The organism is Pararhizobium sp. LjRoot235, assembly GCF_964254145.1.
GTDB lineage: Bacteria > Pseudomonadota > Alphaproteobacteria > Rhizobiales > Rhizobiaceae > Pararhizobium.
Genome location: NZ_CAXUSP020000001.1, coordinates 3287426 through 3300074 on the forward strand (window position 1 = coordinate 3287426; position 12649 = coordinate 3300074).

General features: G+C 61.2%; 15 protein-coding genes. 5 read left to right on the forward strand and 10 right to left on the reverse strand.

The genetic code is table 11. The annotated features are described in order from the left end of the window. Nucleotides 1–2 precede the first annotated feature (2 nt). Genes ACSQ2Z_RS16095 through ACSQ2Z_RS16105 form a run of 3 tightly spaced genes read right to left on the reverse strand, consistent with a single transcriptional unit; the run spans nt 3 to nt 3159 of the window. Nucleotides 3–380, reverse strand: coding sequence for a Na+/H+ antiporter subunit C (locus ACSQ2Z_RS16095; protein ID WP_436082107.1), 378 nt, complete (start codon nt 378–380; stop codon nt 3–5). Beyond that, nucleotides 380–799: a Na(+)/H(+) antiporter subunit B gene (locus ACSQ2Z_RS16100; RefSeq protein WP_436082108.1), complete on the reverse strand. Its 420-nt coding sequence runs from the start codon at nt 797–799 to the stop codon at nt 380–382. The genes ACSQ2Z_RS16095 and ACSQ2Z_RS16100 overlap by 1 nt, the downstream gene beginning before the upstream one ends. Continuing rightward, nucleotides 796–3159 (reverse strand): putative monovalent cation/H+ antiporter subunit A, encoded by a 2364-nt coding sequence (locus ACSQ2Z_RS16105; protein ID WP_436082109.1) that lies wholly within the window; start codon nt 3157–3159, stop codon nt 796–798. Before ACSQ2Z_RS16105 ends, ACSQ2Z_RS16100 begins: the two co-directional genes overlap by 4 nt. A 254-nt stretch (nt 3160–3413) precedes the next feature. Between ACSQ2Z_RS16105 and msrB the strand changes: the two genes are divergently transcribed. After that, a complete protein-coding gene (gene msrB, locus ACSQ2Z_RS16110) occupies nt 3414–3821 on the forward strand; it encodes a peptide-methionine (R)-S-oxide reductase MsrB (protein ID WP_436082110.1) in 408 nt (135 codons plus the stop codon). Nucleotides 3822–3861: 40 nt separating this feature from the next. On the opposite strand, the gene ACSQ2Z_RS16115 is transcribed toward msrB, so the two are convergent. Next, a complete protein-coding gene (locus tag ACSQ2Z_RS16115) occupies nt 3862–4128 on the reverse strand; it encodes a hypothetical protein (RefSeq protein ID WP_436082111.1) in 267 nt (88 codons plus the stop codon). A 227-nt stretch (nt 4129–4355) separates the two neighbouring features. On the opposite strand from ACSQ2Z_RS16115, the gene ACSQ2Z_RS16120 reads away from it, so the two are divergent. Then, nucleotides 4356–4913, forward strand: coding sequence for a hypothetical protein (locus ACSQ2Z_RS16120; RefSeq protein WP_436082112.1), 558 nt, complete (start codon nt 4356–4358; stop codon nt 4911–4913). A gap of 19 nt (nt 4914–4932) precedes the next feature. On the opposite strand, the gene trhA is transcribed toward ACSQ2Z_RS16120, so the two are convergent. Then, nucleotides 4933–5595 carry a PAQR family membrane homeostasis protein TrhA gene (gene trhA / locus ACSQ2Z_RS16125; protein WP_436083101.1) on the reverse strand — a complete coding sequence of 221 codons (663 nt, stop codon included), beginning with the start codon at nt 5593–5595 and terminating at the stop codon, nt 4933–4935. A 377-nt stretch (nt 5596–5972) separates the two neighbouring features. On the opposite strand from trhA, the gene ACSQ2Z_RS16130 reads away from it, so the two are divergent. Both ACSQ2Z_RS16130 and ACSQ2Z_RS16135 read left to right on the forward strand, forming a co-directional pair. Then, nucleotides 5973–6410, forward strand: coding sequence for a DUF1801 domain-containing protein (locus ACSQ2Z_RS16130; protein ID WP_436082113.1), 438 nt, complete (start codon nt 5973–5975; stop codon nt 6408–6410). 1 nt (nt 6411) lies between these two features. Beyond that, entirely contained in the window at nt 6412–6909 is a 498-nt protein-coding gene (locus ACSQ2Z_RS16135) for a GNAT family N-acetyltransferase (RefSeq protein ID WP_436082114.1), read from the forward strand. A 187-nt stretch (nt 6910–7096) separates the two neighbouring features. Here the strand turns inward: ACSQ2Z_RS16135 and ACSQ2Z_RS16140 are convergent, their stop codons facing one another. Next, entirely contained in the window at nt 7097–7519 is a 423-nt protein-coding gene (locus ACSQ2Z_RS16140) for a universal stress protein (RefSeq protein ID WP_436082115.1), read from the reverse strand. Between the two features lie 332 nt (nt 7520–7851). Between ACSQ2Z_RS16140 and ACSQ2Z_RS16145 the strand changes: the two genes are divergently transcribed. Then, on the forward strand, nt 7852–8721 hold the full coding sequence (locus ACSQ2Z_RS16145) for a VOC family protein (RefSeq protein ID WP_436083102.1): 870 nt from the start codon (nt 7852–7854) through the stop codon (nt 8719–8721). Between the two features lie 89 nt (nt 8722–8810). On the opposite strand, the gene ACSQ2Z_RS16150 is transcribed toward ACSQ2Z_RS16145, so the two are convergent. From ACSQ2Z_RS16150 to cmoA, 4 genes are all read right to left on the reverse strand, one after another. Then, nucleotides 8811–10079: an RNA polymerase sigma factor gene (locus ACSQ2Z_RS16150; RefSeq protein ID WP_436082116.1), complete on the reverse strand. Its 1269-nt coding sequence runs from the start codon at nt 10077–10079 to the stop codon at nt 8811–8813. Between the two features lie 179 nt (nt 10080–10258). Further along, on the reverse strand, nt 10259–10681 hold the full coding sequence (locus ACSQ2Z_RS16155; protein WP_436082117.1) for a YciI family protein: 423 nt from the start codon (nt 10679–10681) through the stop codon (nt 10259–10261). Between the two features lie 216 nt (nt 10682–10897). Further along, entirely contained in the window at nt 10898–11644 is a 747-nt protein-coding gene (locus ACSQ2Z_RS16160) for a methyltransferase family protein (protein ID WP_436082118.1), read from the reverse strand. 11 nt (nt 11645–11655) lie between these two features. Beyond that, nucleotides 11656–12417: a carboxy-S-adenosyl-L-methionine synthase CmoA gene (cmoA, locus tag ACSQ2Z_RS16165; RefSeq protein WP_436082119.1), complete on the reverse strand. Its 762-nt coding sequence runs from the start codon at nt 12415–12417 to the stop codon at nt 11656–11658. Nucleotides 12418–12649 lie beyond the last annotated feature (232 nt).

Below are 12649 nucleotides of genomic sequence, written 5' to 3' on the forward strand. Positions count from 1 at the left end.
CGTCAGTATCCCAGCGGCGGCAGTGCGGCGTCTTGCGGCTCGGCCACCCGCATCTCATCGGTGTTGTCGGTGCCAAGCGTGCTGTAAGCGCGCCACGAGAGCACCAGCAGGAAGGCGAAGAACGAGAAGGAAATCACGATCGCCGTCAGGATCAGGGCCTGCGGCAGCGGATTGGCGACCGGCCCGGCCGGCACGTCGAGACCCGGCCCGATCACGGGCGGCACTTCTCGCATGATCCGGCCGCTGGTGAAGATCAGAAGGTTGACGGCATTGCCGAGGATGGCGACGCCCATCAGCATGCGGATGATGAACTTCGACATCATGAGATAGATGGCGATCGTCAGGAAGATGCCGGTCAGGAGCGCGAAAATGGGTTCCATCAATCCTCTCCCCTTTCCTCGAGCGACAGGGCGACGGAGGTCACCGCGCCGACGACGACCAGATAGACGCCGATATCGAAGGTCATGACGCTCGACAGCGGCACCTCTTCGCCGAGGATGACGGGGTAGGTCCAAAGCCCCGACATGAACGGCACATGGAACACCATCGACACGAGGCCGGACAGCGTCGAAAGCAACAGCCCTGCCCCGGCAATGGCCAGCGGATGAAAGACGATCGCCCGGCGCACGGTTTCGACGCCGAAGGCGATGCCGTAGATCGACAGGGCGGCAACCGCGATCAGCCCGCCGATGAAGCCGCCGCCTGGCTCGTTGTGGCCGCGCAGGAGCACGAAGATCGAAAACAGCACCATCAGCCCGACGATCAGCGGCGCCACCGTGCGCAAGATCAGCGATTTCATCGGCTCGCATCCTCCGCATCGGGATCATTGTCGGCGATGCGCCTGAGCGAGCCGGCCCTCAGCCGCACCAGCGACAGGATCGCCAGCGCGGCGATCATCACCACGGTGATTTCGCCCAGCGTATCCGTGCCGCGGAAATCGACGATGATGACGTTCACGACATTGGCGCCATGGGCGATCGTCTTCGAATACTGGTTGAAGAAATCGCTGAGCGCCGTGTCGAACGGCGCTTCCGTCACCTTGAGCAGAAAGAGCGTCGCACCGAGCCCGCAGGCCAGTGCGATTGCCATATCCGGCAGGGTCTCGCGACGCGGACGATGATCGGACGGCGACAGCCTGAGCCGCGTCATGACCAGCGCCAGGATGACGACAGCGAGCGTTTCGACCATGAACTGGGTGAAGGCGAGGTCCGGCGCACCGAAGAGCAGGAAGATCACGGCGACCGAAAAGCCCTGGATGCCGAGCGAAACGATGGCCGTCAGACGGTCCTGCGCCAAAACGACCGCGACGAGCCCGATCGCCGCGATGACCATGATGGCGAGTTCATGCAGCGGAATGTCCTGCGGGAAGACCGGCGCCCGGGCCAGTTCGCCGTAGAGGAAGGGCGGTGCGATGAGGACGACCGCCAGTAGAAGGAAGGTGGCTGTCATATAGGTGTCGAGCCGGCCGGTCTGCAGCCGCCGCGTCACCGTCGCGGCCAGGCGGATGAGGCCGCTTATCGCCTGATCGAAGCCGCGGTCCGGCCCCCAGCCGATCGCGGCGAGAACGGCAGCGATCCCGCCACGAAAACGCGCAAGCGCAAGATAGATGCCGATCCCGAGCAGAACGGTAAGGGTCGAGAGCGCCAGCGGAACGCCGATATGCGGCACCAGCGAGATGGTCACCACCCGCGCCTCGCCGGCAATGGCGGATGCCATCGGCGACGTAATCAGTTCATGGACGGTGCCGGAAAAGAGTGCGACCGTCAGCCCCTTCACCGCCAGAACGGCAGGGCCGAGCCAGAGCAATATGGGAGCCTCATGGGGAGCCGTCGGCGTTTTCACCTGTTTGCCGACGAACGGCTTCAGCGCCACCGCGAAGGCGACGGCGAACATCAGGGCATTGCCGACAACAGCCAGCGCCGCGAAAATGATCGCGCGCCCGTCGAAGGACGACAGCGCCATATAGATTTCTTCCTTCGCCAGGAAGCCGGAGAACGGCGGCAGGCCACCCATCGACATGGCGGCGGCGAGTGCGATGGCAAATGTCAGTGGCATGGCGGAACGCAGACCGCCGAGCCGGGTGACGTCTCGCCCTCCCGTTTCGTGATCGATGATACCGGCGACCATGAACAGCGCCCCCTTGAACAGGGCATGGGCCACCAGGTAGAGCGCTGCCGCCTCGATCGCGTGGGGCGCCCCGAAACCGGTCAAGAGAACCAGAAGCCCGAGCGACGACATCGTCGTATAGGCGAGCATCAGTTTCAGATCTGTCTGGCGCACCGCCAAAAGCGCCCCGACGACGAGCGTCGCGGCGCCGAAAACCGGCAGGATGACCTGCCACTCAGCCGTGCCGCCCAGCACCGGGTAAAGCCGCATCAACAGATAGACCCCGGCTTTCACCATGGTCGCCGAATGCAGATAGGCCGAGACCGGTGTCGGCGCTTCCATGGCGTTCGGCAGCCAGAAATGGAAGGGAAACTGCGCCGATTTGGTGAAGGCGCCGCCAAGCACGAGGATCAGCGCAGCGAGATAGAGCGGGCTTGCCTTGACCGCCGGGCCGAAGGCGGTGAGCAGCGAAAACTGGGTGATGCCGGTGATGTTCCACAGGAGGAGCAGCCCGGCGAGCAGGAACAGCCCCCCGCCGCCCGTCACCACCAGCGCCTGAAGGGCTGCGCGGCGGGCCGCTTCGCGCTCATGATCGAAACCGATCAGCAGGAACGAGGTGATCGAGGTCAGCTCCCAGAAGACGAACAGCATCAGGAAACTGTTGGATGCCACCAGTCCCAGCATCGAGCCCATGAACATCAGGAGGAACGAGAAGAACCGGCCCTGATGCGGGTGCCCCTTCAGGTAACCGCCGGAATAAAGCACGATCAGCGCGCCGATGCCGGAAATCAACAGGATGAAGGTCAGCGACAGCCCGTCGACCAGCCAGGAAAAGCTGACATTGAAGGACGGCACCCAGACATAGCCGCCCGTCACCACCTCGCCGCGCGCAATCTCAGCCGAGAAGCCGCAAAAATGCAGGAGGATCGCCACGGGAATGAGTGCCAGCACCCAGGCGGCATTGTGACCGAGGATGCGGGTCAGGAGCGGTGCCACGATTGCGCCCAGGAACGGCAAAAGGAGAGCCAGAAATGTCAGATCGGCGACATTCATGGTTCCGGTTGTTCCTTTCAAGGGTTGCGGGCTGCGGCGTGGCAGGAGACGGCAAGGAAGCCCGGCGAACGAATGTTGATGGCGAACACTCTTGGGGATAAGCCAAGCGAGCAACGAACTCAAGCTTATGGCCGGAAAAACGGCCCTTCTCCCCAGATTGCCACGGGCTGGCGCGCGATTGCACGCCGCAGACGGGGTGATTGCCGGAACGCCCCATCCCTCCTATATCTTTGCAGCAAATCAGGGAGAGACCGATGAGCGACACCAGCACCTTGAAAATATTCAAGACCGATGAGGAATGGCGCGCGCAGCTGACGCCGGAACAGTACCGCATCACCCGTCAGCACGGCACCGAGCGCGCCTTCTCGAGCCCGGATTTCGACTTGAGCAAGAAGGGTGTCTATCACTGCGTCTGCTGCAACCGGCCGCTCTATCGCTCGCAGGCAAAGTTCAATTCCGGTACCGGCTGGCCGAGTTTCTACGAACCGATCTCGCCCAACGCCGTGACGAAACACCACGACACGTCCTATGGGATGAGCCGGACGGAAATCCGCTGCGCCGATTGCGACGCGCATCTCGGCCACGTCTTCCCCGACGGGCCGCCGCCGACCGGTCTGCGCTACTGCATGAACGGAGTGGCCCTGACCTTCGAACAGGAATGAATTTGCCCGCCGGGCGCGGCTCAGAACAGGGCCGCGCATATCACGATGGTAGCCTGGTGCTTTCAATGACAGTCTCCGACGCGGACGGCAGGCCGAAGACATGGGCAAACAGAGCGTAAAGACAGAGCACCAGGACGACCAGCGCCATCAAGGGCACGAACAGGAAGACAAGGATGACCGACCAGTTGCGGCCCGACGTCATCTCTTCGTCCGCCTCGCTCCACAGGGGAACGCCCTTGTCATCAACGCCGTAGTCCGGGCGCTCACTTGAGATGTTGCGGTTTGCGGCATTGCGTGGCTCAGACATTCGCCCTCTTTCTCGGTGCGTCTCCACCGTTTTGACTCAAGAATGCATGTCTTCCGGCAAGGTGTTCTATAGCACTAATATACAGCGTTGGTCGCTTAAGCCTTACCACAGTTACCCCAGGTGCCCTCTACGGTTCCAGTCGAAAGATGGTTTTTCAACCCCTTGTTTTTTTCTTGCGATTCGCCGTGAATACTTTTCCGGCGCGCTCCGTCTCAAATGAGAACACAATGGCCGCCTGGCGGCGTACTGCAACAACGGAGGCGGCCTTGAGACATGCGCTGTTGCTGACAGCAGCCCTTTTTTCAAGCTCGCCCGCCCTCGCCGCGGACGATTGGACGCGCTATTCCAATCCCCGTTTCGCATACAGCGCGGCCGTACCGCCGGGGTTCACGCGTCAGCAGGAAGCCGACAACGGCGACGGTGCGACCTTCCGCTCCGACGATGGGCGTTCCGAGCTTTTGATCTACGGCACGATGATCGAGGATGGGGAATTTGCCGGCGCGGCACGCAATCGCATCGACCGGGACAGGGCTGACGGATGGACGATCACCTATGACAAGGTTACAGAGGGCTGGGCGAGCTATTCCGGCTCGCGGGTGGCAGATGTTCTCTATGTCCGCGGCATCGCTCTCTGCGATGGAAACGCCGCCTATTTCCACCTTCGCTATCCGCGCGACGCGCTGAAAACGTTCAACGGCGTGATCGGCCGGATGGTGAAATCGCTGCGGCCCGCCACGGGATGCGATCAGGCGCCACGGCAGGCTCCCGGCGCTGCGCCGAACTGACATCCGGTGAGACGGCGGCTCAGGCCGAAGCGCTACTGATGCAAGTCAGGACCGCGGAATAGTGCACGGCGGACGCCGTTACCACGAAGCCGTGCCAGATGGCGTTCTGGAAGCGCAGCTTTTCCCAGACATGGAAGATCACGCCGCAGGAATAGATGATGCCGCCGATCAGGATGAGGATCAGCGTCGTTTCCGTCAGCTGCGACAGCAGCGGGCCGGCGGCAAACACGCCGCTCCAGCCCATGGCGAGATAAAGCAGGATCGCCACCTTGTCGAAGCGGCCGGGAAAGACGCATTTGATCAAAACGCCGACAAAGGCGATCGCCCAGATGCCGATCAGCATGCCGAACAGATAGGGATCGTCCCAGCCACGCTGCAGGAACGGCGTATAGGTGGCGGCGATCAGCACGAAGATCGACGAATGGTCGAAGCGGCGCAGGAACCATTTCGTCTTCGACACCGGATAGAGATTGTAGAGGAAGGAGATCGACAGCGTCGTAACCAGCCCGGCGCCGTAGATCCAGGCAGCGACCAGCTGGCCGGACGTGCTCCAGAGGGTCGCATAGAAGATCATCGCCGTGACGCCGATCAGCGCAAAAGCAAGGCCGATCCCGTGGACGACGCCATCGGCGATCAGCTCAGAGCGATCATAGTTCCAGTTGACGCCCTTGATTTCCACCAGAGCCCCCCTCGACACTTCATTTCAATTCGGTTTCACGATGCTGCCAGCAAATGCCCACCATATTTCGCAACACCATACCGCTACCGCGAGAGCGTGGCAGCCTGACAATTTGACATAGGCAGGCGAGCGAAAAAAGGGCCGGAAAGATCAAACTTTGCAACAGATCGACATTTTGGCGGCCACGTGCGTTGTTCCCGGGAGACTTGCGAAAGCACCGCTTTTCAACAGAATGAAACCCGCAAAGATGTTCCGGCAGACCAGGCATGGCGTTAAATCAAATCGCACATCCAGGCCCTTGCCCGCCACGCTGCTAACCACGTGCTGACGAGCGATACTCACAGGCGCGACAAACAACCATGTAGAAAGCGACAACGGCCATGAGCGAACCGAAGGAAGTAAAAGGAGGCGATTCGCCCTCTCAACTGATAGATGCAAGAATCAAGGAGCTGAGTGATTGGCGGGGCGAGACGCTCGCTCGGGTCCGAAGTCTCATCAAGCAGGCCGACCCCGAAGTGATCGAGGAGTGGAAGTGGCGAGGGGTTCCGGTGTGGTCGCACGCCGGGATAATCTGCACCGGTGAGACCTACAAGACTGCCGTGAAGTTGACCTTCGCCAAGGGCGCTTCGCTGGCGGACCCTTCAGGCCTCTTCAACTCCAGCCTCGAAGGCAACACCAGACGTGCCATCGATTTCCATGAGGGCGACAAGATCGACGAAGAGGCGTTGAAGGCGCTCATTCGCGCCGCCGTGGCACTGAACACGTCGGTGCGATCTGCCGCTCGCCCCGTCGGTTCTCAGAGGGGGCCAAAGAAGTAAAATGTATTCTGCGCGACCCATTCTAAAGAAAGACACTGAAAATCTGGTTCGGCTCTGGCGACAAACATGGATTGCTACCTACACGGAAAGCCTTGGCGCGGATGCTTTGGAAGCCATGCTATCCAACCTTGACGCCCATGGTGCTTCTGCATTGTTGCCAGACAATGGTGAGCACGGTTACTGCGCGGTTGTGGAAGATGAGATCGTTGGGAGTGCGATCTTTGCGGATCGAGCCGGCACGGCCTACCTTTGGGGCATGTACGTTAGCCCTCTCCGTCAACGAGGAGGGGTCGGGACCCTTTTGCTGGAAGCCGTTTCATCCGCTTCAAACAGCGATCGTCTTGAAATTCGCGTATTGTCGAACATCGAGCCAGCACGGAGCTTTTACACCAAGCAAGGTTTTAAGATCACAGGCCATGAAGAGACCGAGATCATGCCCACCGTTCACGCGAACTGCCTGATCATGTCCCGCAACATCGATCGTTCGCAAAAATCCTAGATTCGCGACTATTGCGATGCGAGGAAGTTGGCTGCGCTGTTGTGGGCTGCCTTAGTCTGCCCTGTTCCTGCGCGGGAGCCTGTTCTGCCGGGCCGACACTGCTGCGACAATCTGCCGAGCGAGATGCCGAGCACACCCGCAGCCGCCGCCTGCAGCTTTCGCTCGCCATCACGTTCCAAATCTCGCCTCAGCGATCGATCAGCACCGCGCATTTGCAATGGCTGGCGACGCGGCTTGCGGTGGAGCCGATGAAATAGTCGATCAGGCCCGGCCGGTGCGAAGCGATGATGACCAGGTCGCCCTCCATCTCCTCGGCAAAGGCGTTGATGATGCCGGCCGCGCCGCCGACGCGGACTTCGACGCGGCCCTTGACGCCATGTTTTCGCTTGAGATCGGTCAGCGTCTGGGCCGCATGCTTGCGCGAGGCCTCGATCATTTCCAGCGGAAAGTCGACAATCATGTAGCCCTGCGCATAGGCGTTCAGATCCTCGACCACATTCAGCAGGATGATTTCGCCGCCCTCGTCGAGCAGCGACTTGGCGCGCTCCAGGACCTTTTCGCCATGCTCCAGCTGGTCCATGGCAATCGGGACGATAATTCTCGAATACATGACTGTCTCCTCGGGTTCGCCGTGCCGGCAGAGAGACAAGATGTCCTGCCTCCTTAGCCGTTGTTTTCGCCAACCTGCCTGGCGCGGATAAATAGAATATAGATGTGCGCGGGAAAAAGTCACAACCCGCCATGCGGCCGCAAGCGATTGTCAACAGGCTGAGAACGGTACTTCCTCAATACGCCCCCTTTCGTGGACGCCGCAGGCGCGCCATATAGTTCTGCAAGAGTTTCAAACGGGAACGCGCCATGGCCAGCTTCGACAGACGCACCTTCATGAAGTTATCGGCGACAGCGCTGGCAACGGGAGCCGCCACAGCCAAGGCAGAAAGCATGACGATGACAGAGCACGCCTTAACCCACGCCGTGCGCATGCCGGCCTATATCGATCACTCGCATCTGGTGGTGCGCGACTTGGCCATGGTATCGTCATGGTATCAGCAGATCATGGGCCTGGCGCCGATGGAAAAGACGGCGAGCGGAGAGACGCTTGGCGTTGCCGGACGTCCGCTTCTGACGCTGACGACCGAAGGCAATGCCGCCGTGGCGCCGCGCAACGTGCCGGGTCTGTTCCACACCGCCTTCCTCGTTCCGGATCGCACCGAGCTTGGCCGCTGGCTCGCCCATGTCGCCCACAACAACGTGCCGCTGCAGGGCGCGTCGGATCATCTGGTAAGCGAGGCGATCTATCTCGGCGACCCCGAAGGCAACGGTATCGAGGTCTATCGCGACCGTCCGCGCGAGGAATGGACCTATGTCGAGGACGGCATGGTGAAAATGGCGACGCTGCCGCTCGACCTGCAGGCGATCTACGACGAGGCGCAGAAGGACAAGTGGGACGGCATGGCGGACGGGACGGCGATCGGCCATATCCACCTGCAGGTGTCGGACATTCCGCAGGCCAACGCCTTCTTCCGCGACGTGCTCGGGCTCGACCTGATGGCGACCTATCCCGGCGCCAGCTTCTTTGCCTCGGGCAAGTACCACCACCATGTCGGCGCCAATATCTGGAATTCGCGCGGTGCTCCGAAGCGGCAGGGCAACATGACCGGCCTTGCCGACTACACCGTGCATTTCAACGATCCGGCCAAGCTGCAGGCGGCAGTCGCCAAGCTCGACGAGCTGGAAATTCCGGTGACGCGCAACGGCGCCACCGTCTCGCTCGTCGATCCCTGGGGCATCGGGCTGAAGCTGGTGGGGTGATGAAACGGCCTGAAGCTTGCAGCCAGCCTTGAGCAGACGGTTGGATTTGCGGAGGCCAGTGAACTTGCCAGAGTGCGCCGGACAGCGCGCTAGAATGCGCCGCCGCAGGCGGCCGCCCGGCGAAGCAGGAAGGCCTTTTCGCGCTCGTTGCGCGTGAGCGCGGCCGCGCGCTCGAACTCGGCCCTGGCTTCAGTCAGCCGGCCCGCCCGGAACAGGAAGTCCCCCTTGGCCGCCGGCATCGGGGCATAGTCGCGCAAGGTCCCTGCCCGCTCGATCTCTTTGACGAGGGCGAGGCCGGCTTCTGGCCCGAAGGCCATGCTGTGGGCCACGGCCCGATTAAGATCGACGACCGGTGACGGCATCACCTCAAGCAGCGTGTCGTAGAGCGCGGCGATCCTCTGCCAGTCCGTCTCGTCCGCCTTGCGCGCCCGTGCATGGCAGGCGGCGAGTGCTGCCTGCAGGGCGTAGGGGCCGCCCGCACCGCCGAGCGCTTCGGCACGCGCCAATGCAGCTAAACCCCGGCGGATCAGCAGCTGGTCCCAACGGGCGCGGTTCTGTTCGGTCAAGGGAACCGGCGAGCCGTCCGGCGCCGTTCGGGTGTTGAGGCGCGAGGCCTGGATTTCCATCAGCGCCAGAAGGCCGAAGACCTCGGCTTCGCCCGGTGCCAGCCCGGAGAGGATGCGGCCCAGGCGCTGGGCCTCGGCGCACAGGGCCGGACGGATCAGGTCTTCGCCGGCGGTGGCCGCATAACCCTCGTTGAAGATCAGGTAGATGACCTCGAGCACCGAGGCGAGGCGTTCCTTTCGTTCCGGCCCGCGCGGCACCTCATAGGTCAGGCCGGCCTTGCCGAGCGTCTTCTTGGCCCGGACGATGCGCTGGGCGATGGTCGCTTCGCTGGAGAGGAAAGCGCGGGCGATCTCGTCCGTCGTCAGCCCGCCGATCAGGCGCAGCGTCAGCGCCGCGCGCGCCTCGGGCGAGAGCACCGGGTGGCAGGCGGTGAAGATCAGGCCGAGCAGCTCATCGCCAAGGTCGTCATCCATGGCCGTCACGATATCCGCGACAGGATCGACACTTTCGCCCTCGAGATCCCGGCCGATCTCGGCATGCTTGCGCGCCAACATTTTCTTGCGGCGGAACCCGTCGATGGCCCGGCGCTTGGCAGCGGCCATCAACCAGGCGTCTGGGTTTCTCGGAACCCCGGTCTTCGGCCATTCGGAGAGGGCAGCCACGAGGGCGTCCTGCGCCAGGTCTTCGGCGAGACCGACGTCCCGCACCATCCGGACCAGGCCCGCGATGAGCCTGGCCTGTTCGATCCGGAAGACCGTCTCGATCGTCTGGTGGGTTTCAGTCGCCGCCATGTTTCCCGCTTACGGGAGATGCGAGGGCCGCGTCAAGCGGCAGTGGCGACGCAAGGCGGCGCAGCGTTAGAGCATGATGCCGAAAAGTGTAAGCGGCTTTCGGACGACATCATGCTCTACTTCTTTGATTCCAGAGCGGATTCATATTTCAGGTCGATTCGACCTAAAATCATCCCGCTCTAATGGCCGGCCAGCTTCTCGCGCTGACGCTCCTCCCGTTCGGCGAGCTCCGGCGTCAGCGCATCGCCGAAGTCGGCGGCCTCGAACACCGGGCGGATCTCGAGTTCGCTCGGGCCTGGCATCGGATTGGGGCAACGCTTCGCCCATTCGACCGCCTCGGCCATGTCCTTCACTTCCCAGATCCAGAAGCCGGCGACCAGTTCGCGGGTCTCGGCAAAGGGGCCGTCGATAACGGTACGGCCGGGGCCGTCGAAGGCGATACGCTTGCCTTTCGAGGAGGGATGCAGCCCCTCGCCCGCCAGCATGACGCCGGCATTGATCAGTTGCTCGTTGAACTTGCCCATCGCCTCCAGAAGCTCGGTCGTGGGCATGATCCCCGCTTCTGACTCCTTTGTCGCCTTCACCATAACCATGACGCGCATCGTCTTTCTCCTCTGATTGACGGAAGCCACAATGGCTTTCTGATCATACGACGAACGCGTGTCAGGAAAATCGACATGCCGGAGAAATTATTTTCAAGGAAAGTAGCGACGCAGTTGCAATGGGCTGCAGCCGGCGTCAAGGATCATTGCCGTCAGGCAGGTATGCGGCTGCCGATGGCGGTCGGGCTCCAGTCCAGGGAGCCCGAACGTCTCCATTCAAACCGTTTTCTTCTCGCTGAAGACCCCGCGTTTCTTCAGCTGACTGATGAATGCGGTGGCGATGCCGGTCAGAACAATGAGTGTTGCGAGGATGGCCACATACCGGGCATCGGGGATCTGAACCGAGCCGCCAACGTGCTCGTACATTTCCGCCAGCAGCAAGGTGATCAGTGCGGCCGATGCGGTTGAATAATCCTTGGCAATGACCCGCTTGAAATTGAAGTCCATGCCCTCAGTAGCCTCGGAAAATTTGCCGAAGCGCGGTAGCCAGCGCGGGACATCGGCGCAGTAGACCTTGTAGCCTTCCCCGAATTTCCCCTCAAGGAACGCCTCTTCGGCGTAGACGATGCACTGGTACATGAAGCAGAACAACAGGATACCGATGACAGTCACCACCGGGTTGCCATGCAGGAGGAAGACCGCGCTGTAGATCAGGACGTTGCCGACATACAAAGGATTGCGGCAGATGCTGAACATGCCTTCGGTGACAAGATTTTTGGCGTAGACCTTCTTATTTAGGCCGCCCCGCTGAATGTAGGCGTAGCCGATAACGACCGCGCGGAACGCCAGCCCGCAAAAGGTGATCAGCCATGCGACCATGTCCTTGGCATTTTCGAGCTGCTTGCTGCCAAACATTTCCGTTTCCGGCGCGGCGGAGAGAAAGAGCGCGACGATGATGACGGGAAATAGCTGGTTTCGATACCTGAACAGAAAGTTGCCGATGGAGATCATCAAGGATTTCATTTTTTTCTCAGCTATTTGACCGCTATGATGCCGCAGAAATTGTACCAGCGGAAAAACACCTCGACGTGCTTGAATCCTGTTTCCCTGAGAAGCTGGATATTCTCTTCCAGCCGGTACGGGATGAGAACATTTTCCAGCGCTTCCCGTTTCTTCGATATCTCGATCTCCGAATATCCGTTTCGCCGCTTGAAGTCGTAGTAATGCTGGATGAACAGGCGGTTGAAGGTCGTGTCTTCGCTCGTCAGCTTTTCGATCAGGATCACGCAACCCTGTTCGTTCAAACCGGAGTAGATCATCTTCATCATTCGCTCTCGGTAGAGCGGACGAATGAACTGAAGCGTCAGCAGCATCGTGACGACGCTGGCATTCTCCATATAAAGGCCCTTGTGCAAATCGGCCGTCTGCAGCTCGATCGGCCTTTGCGTCCCGGTCTGGGCGATCTTCTGCCGTGCCTTCTCCAGCATGTCGGGGGCGTTGTCGACGCCAATGAACTTGACACTGGGATCCAGAACGGGATCGAGGGCCAGCAGCGTGGTCGCAGTCGAGCAGCCGATATCGTACAAGCTGGTATTGGGGCTGGCAAAATCCAGCGCCAGTTCGCAGACCATCCGCTGCATTTCTTCGTAGTGCGGCACCGAGCGGCTGACCATGTCGTCAAACACGTCAGCCACCTTGGCATTGAAGGAAAAATCGCCGACCGGCGGCTCGTCCTGACCGAAGACAGTGTCCCTCCGCTCGGTCTCAAGGACAATATGCAGTGCGTTCTTCGTCATGTTGTCCCTCTGTCCCGACAGGCCCGGCACGGCCGCCTGGCCGCACAGATGATGGAGAGGAAACCAAAAAACTGACACCCACCTGAACGCGTCCTGATGGAGGAGGCGGGCGCAGACACCGAAATCCGCGCCTTCATCGGCGACGCCGGGGCGAGCCTGAGGGAAAGATGGGCACAATGGACTGATCCTGGAACCGATCCAGCGCGCGAAAACGGCCGCAGGTCCATCGACA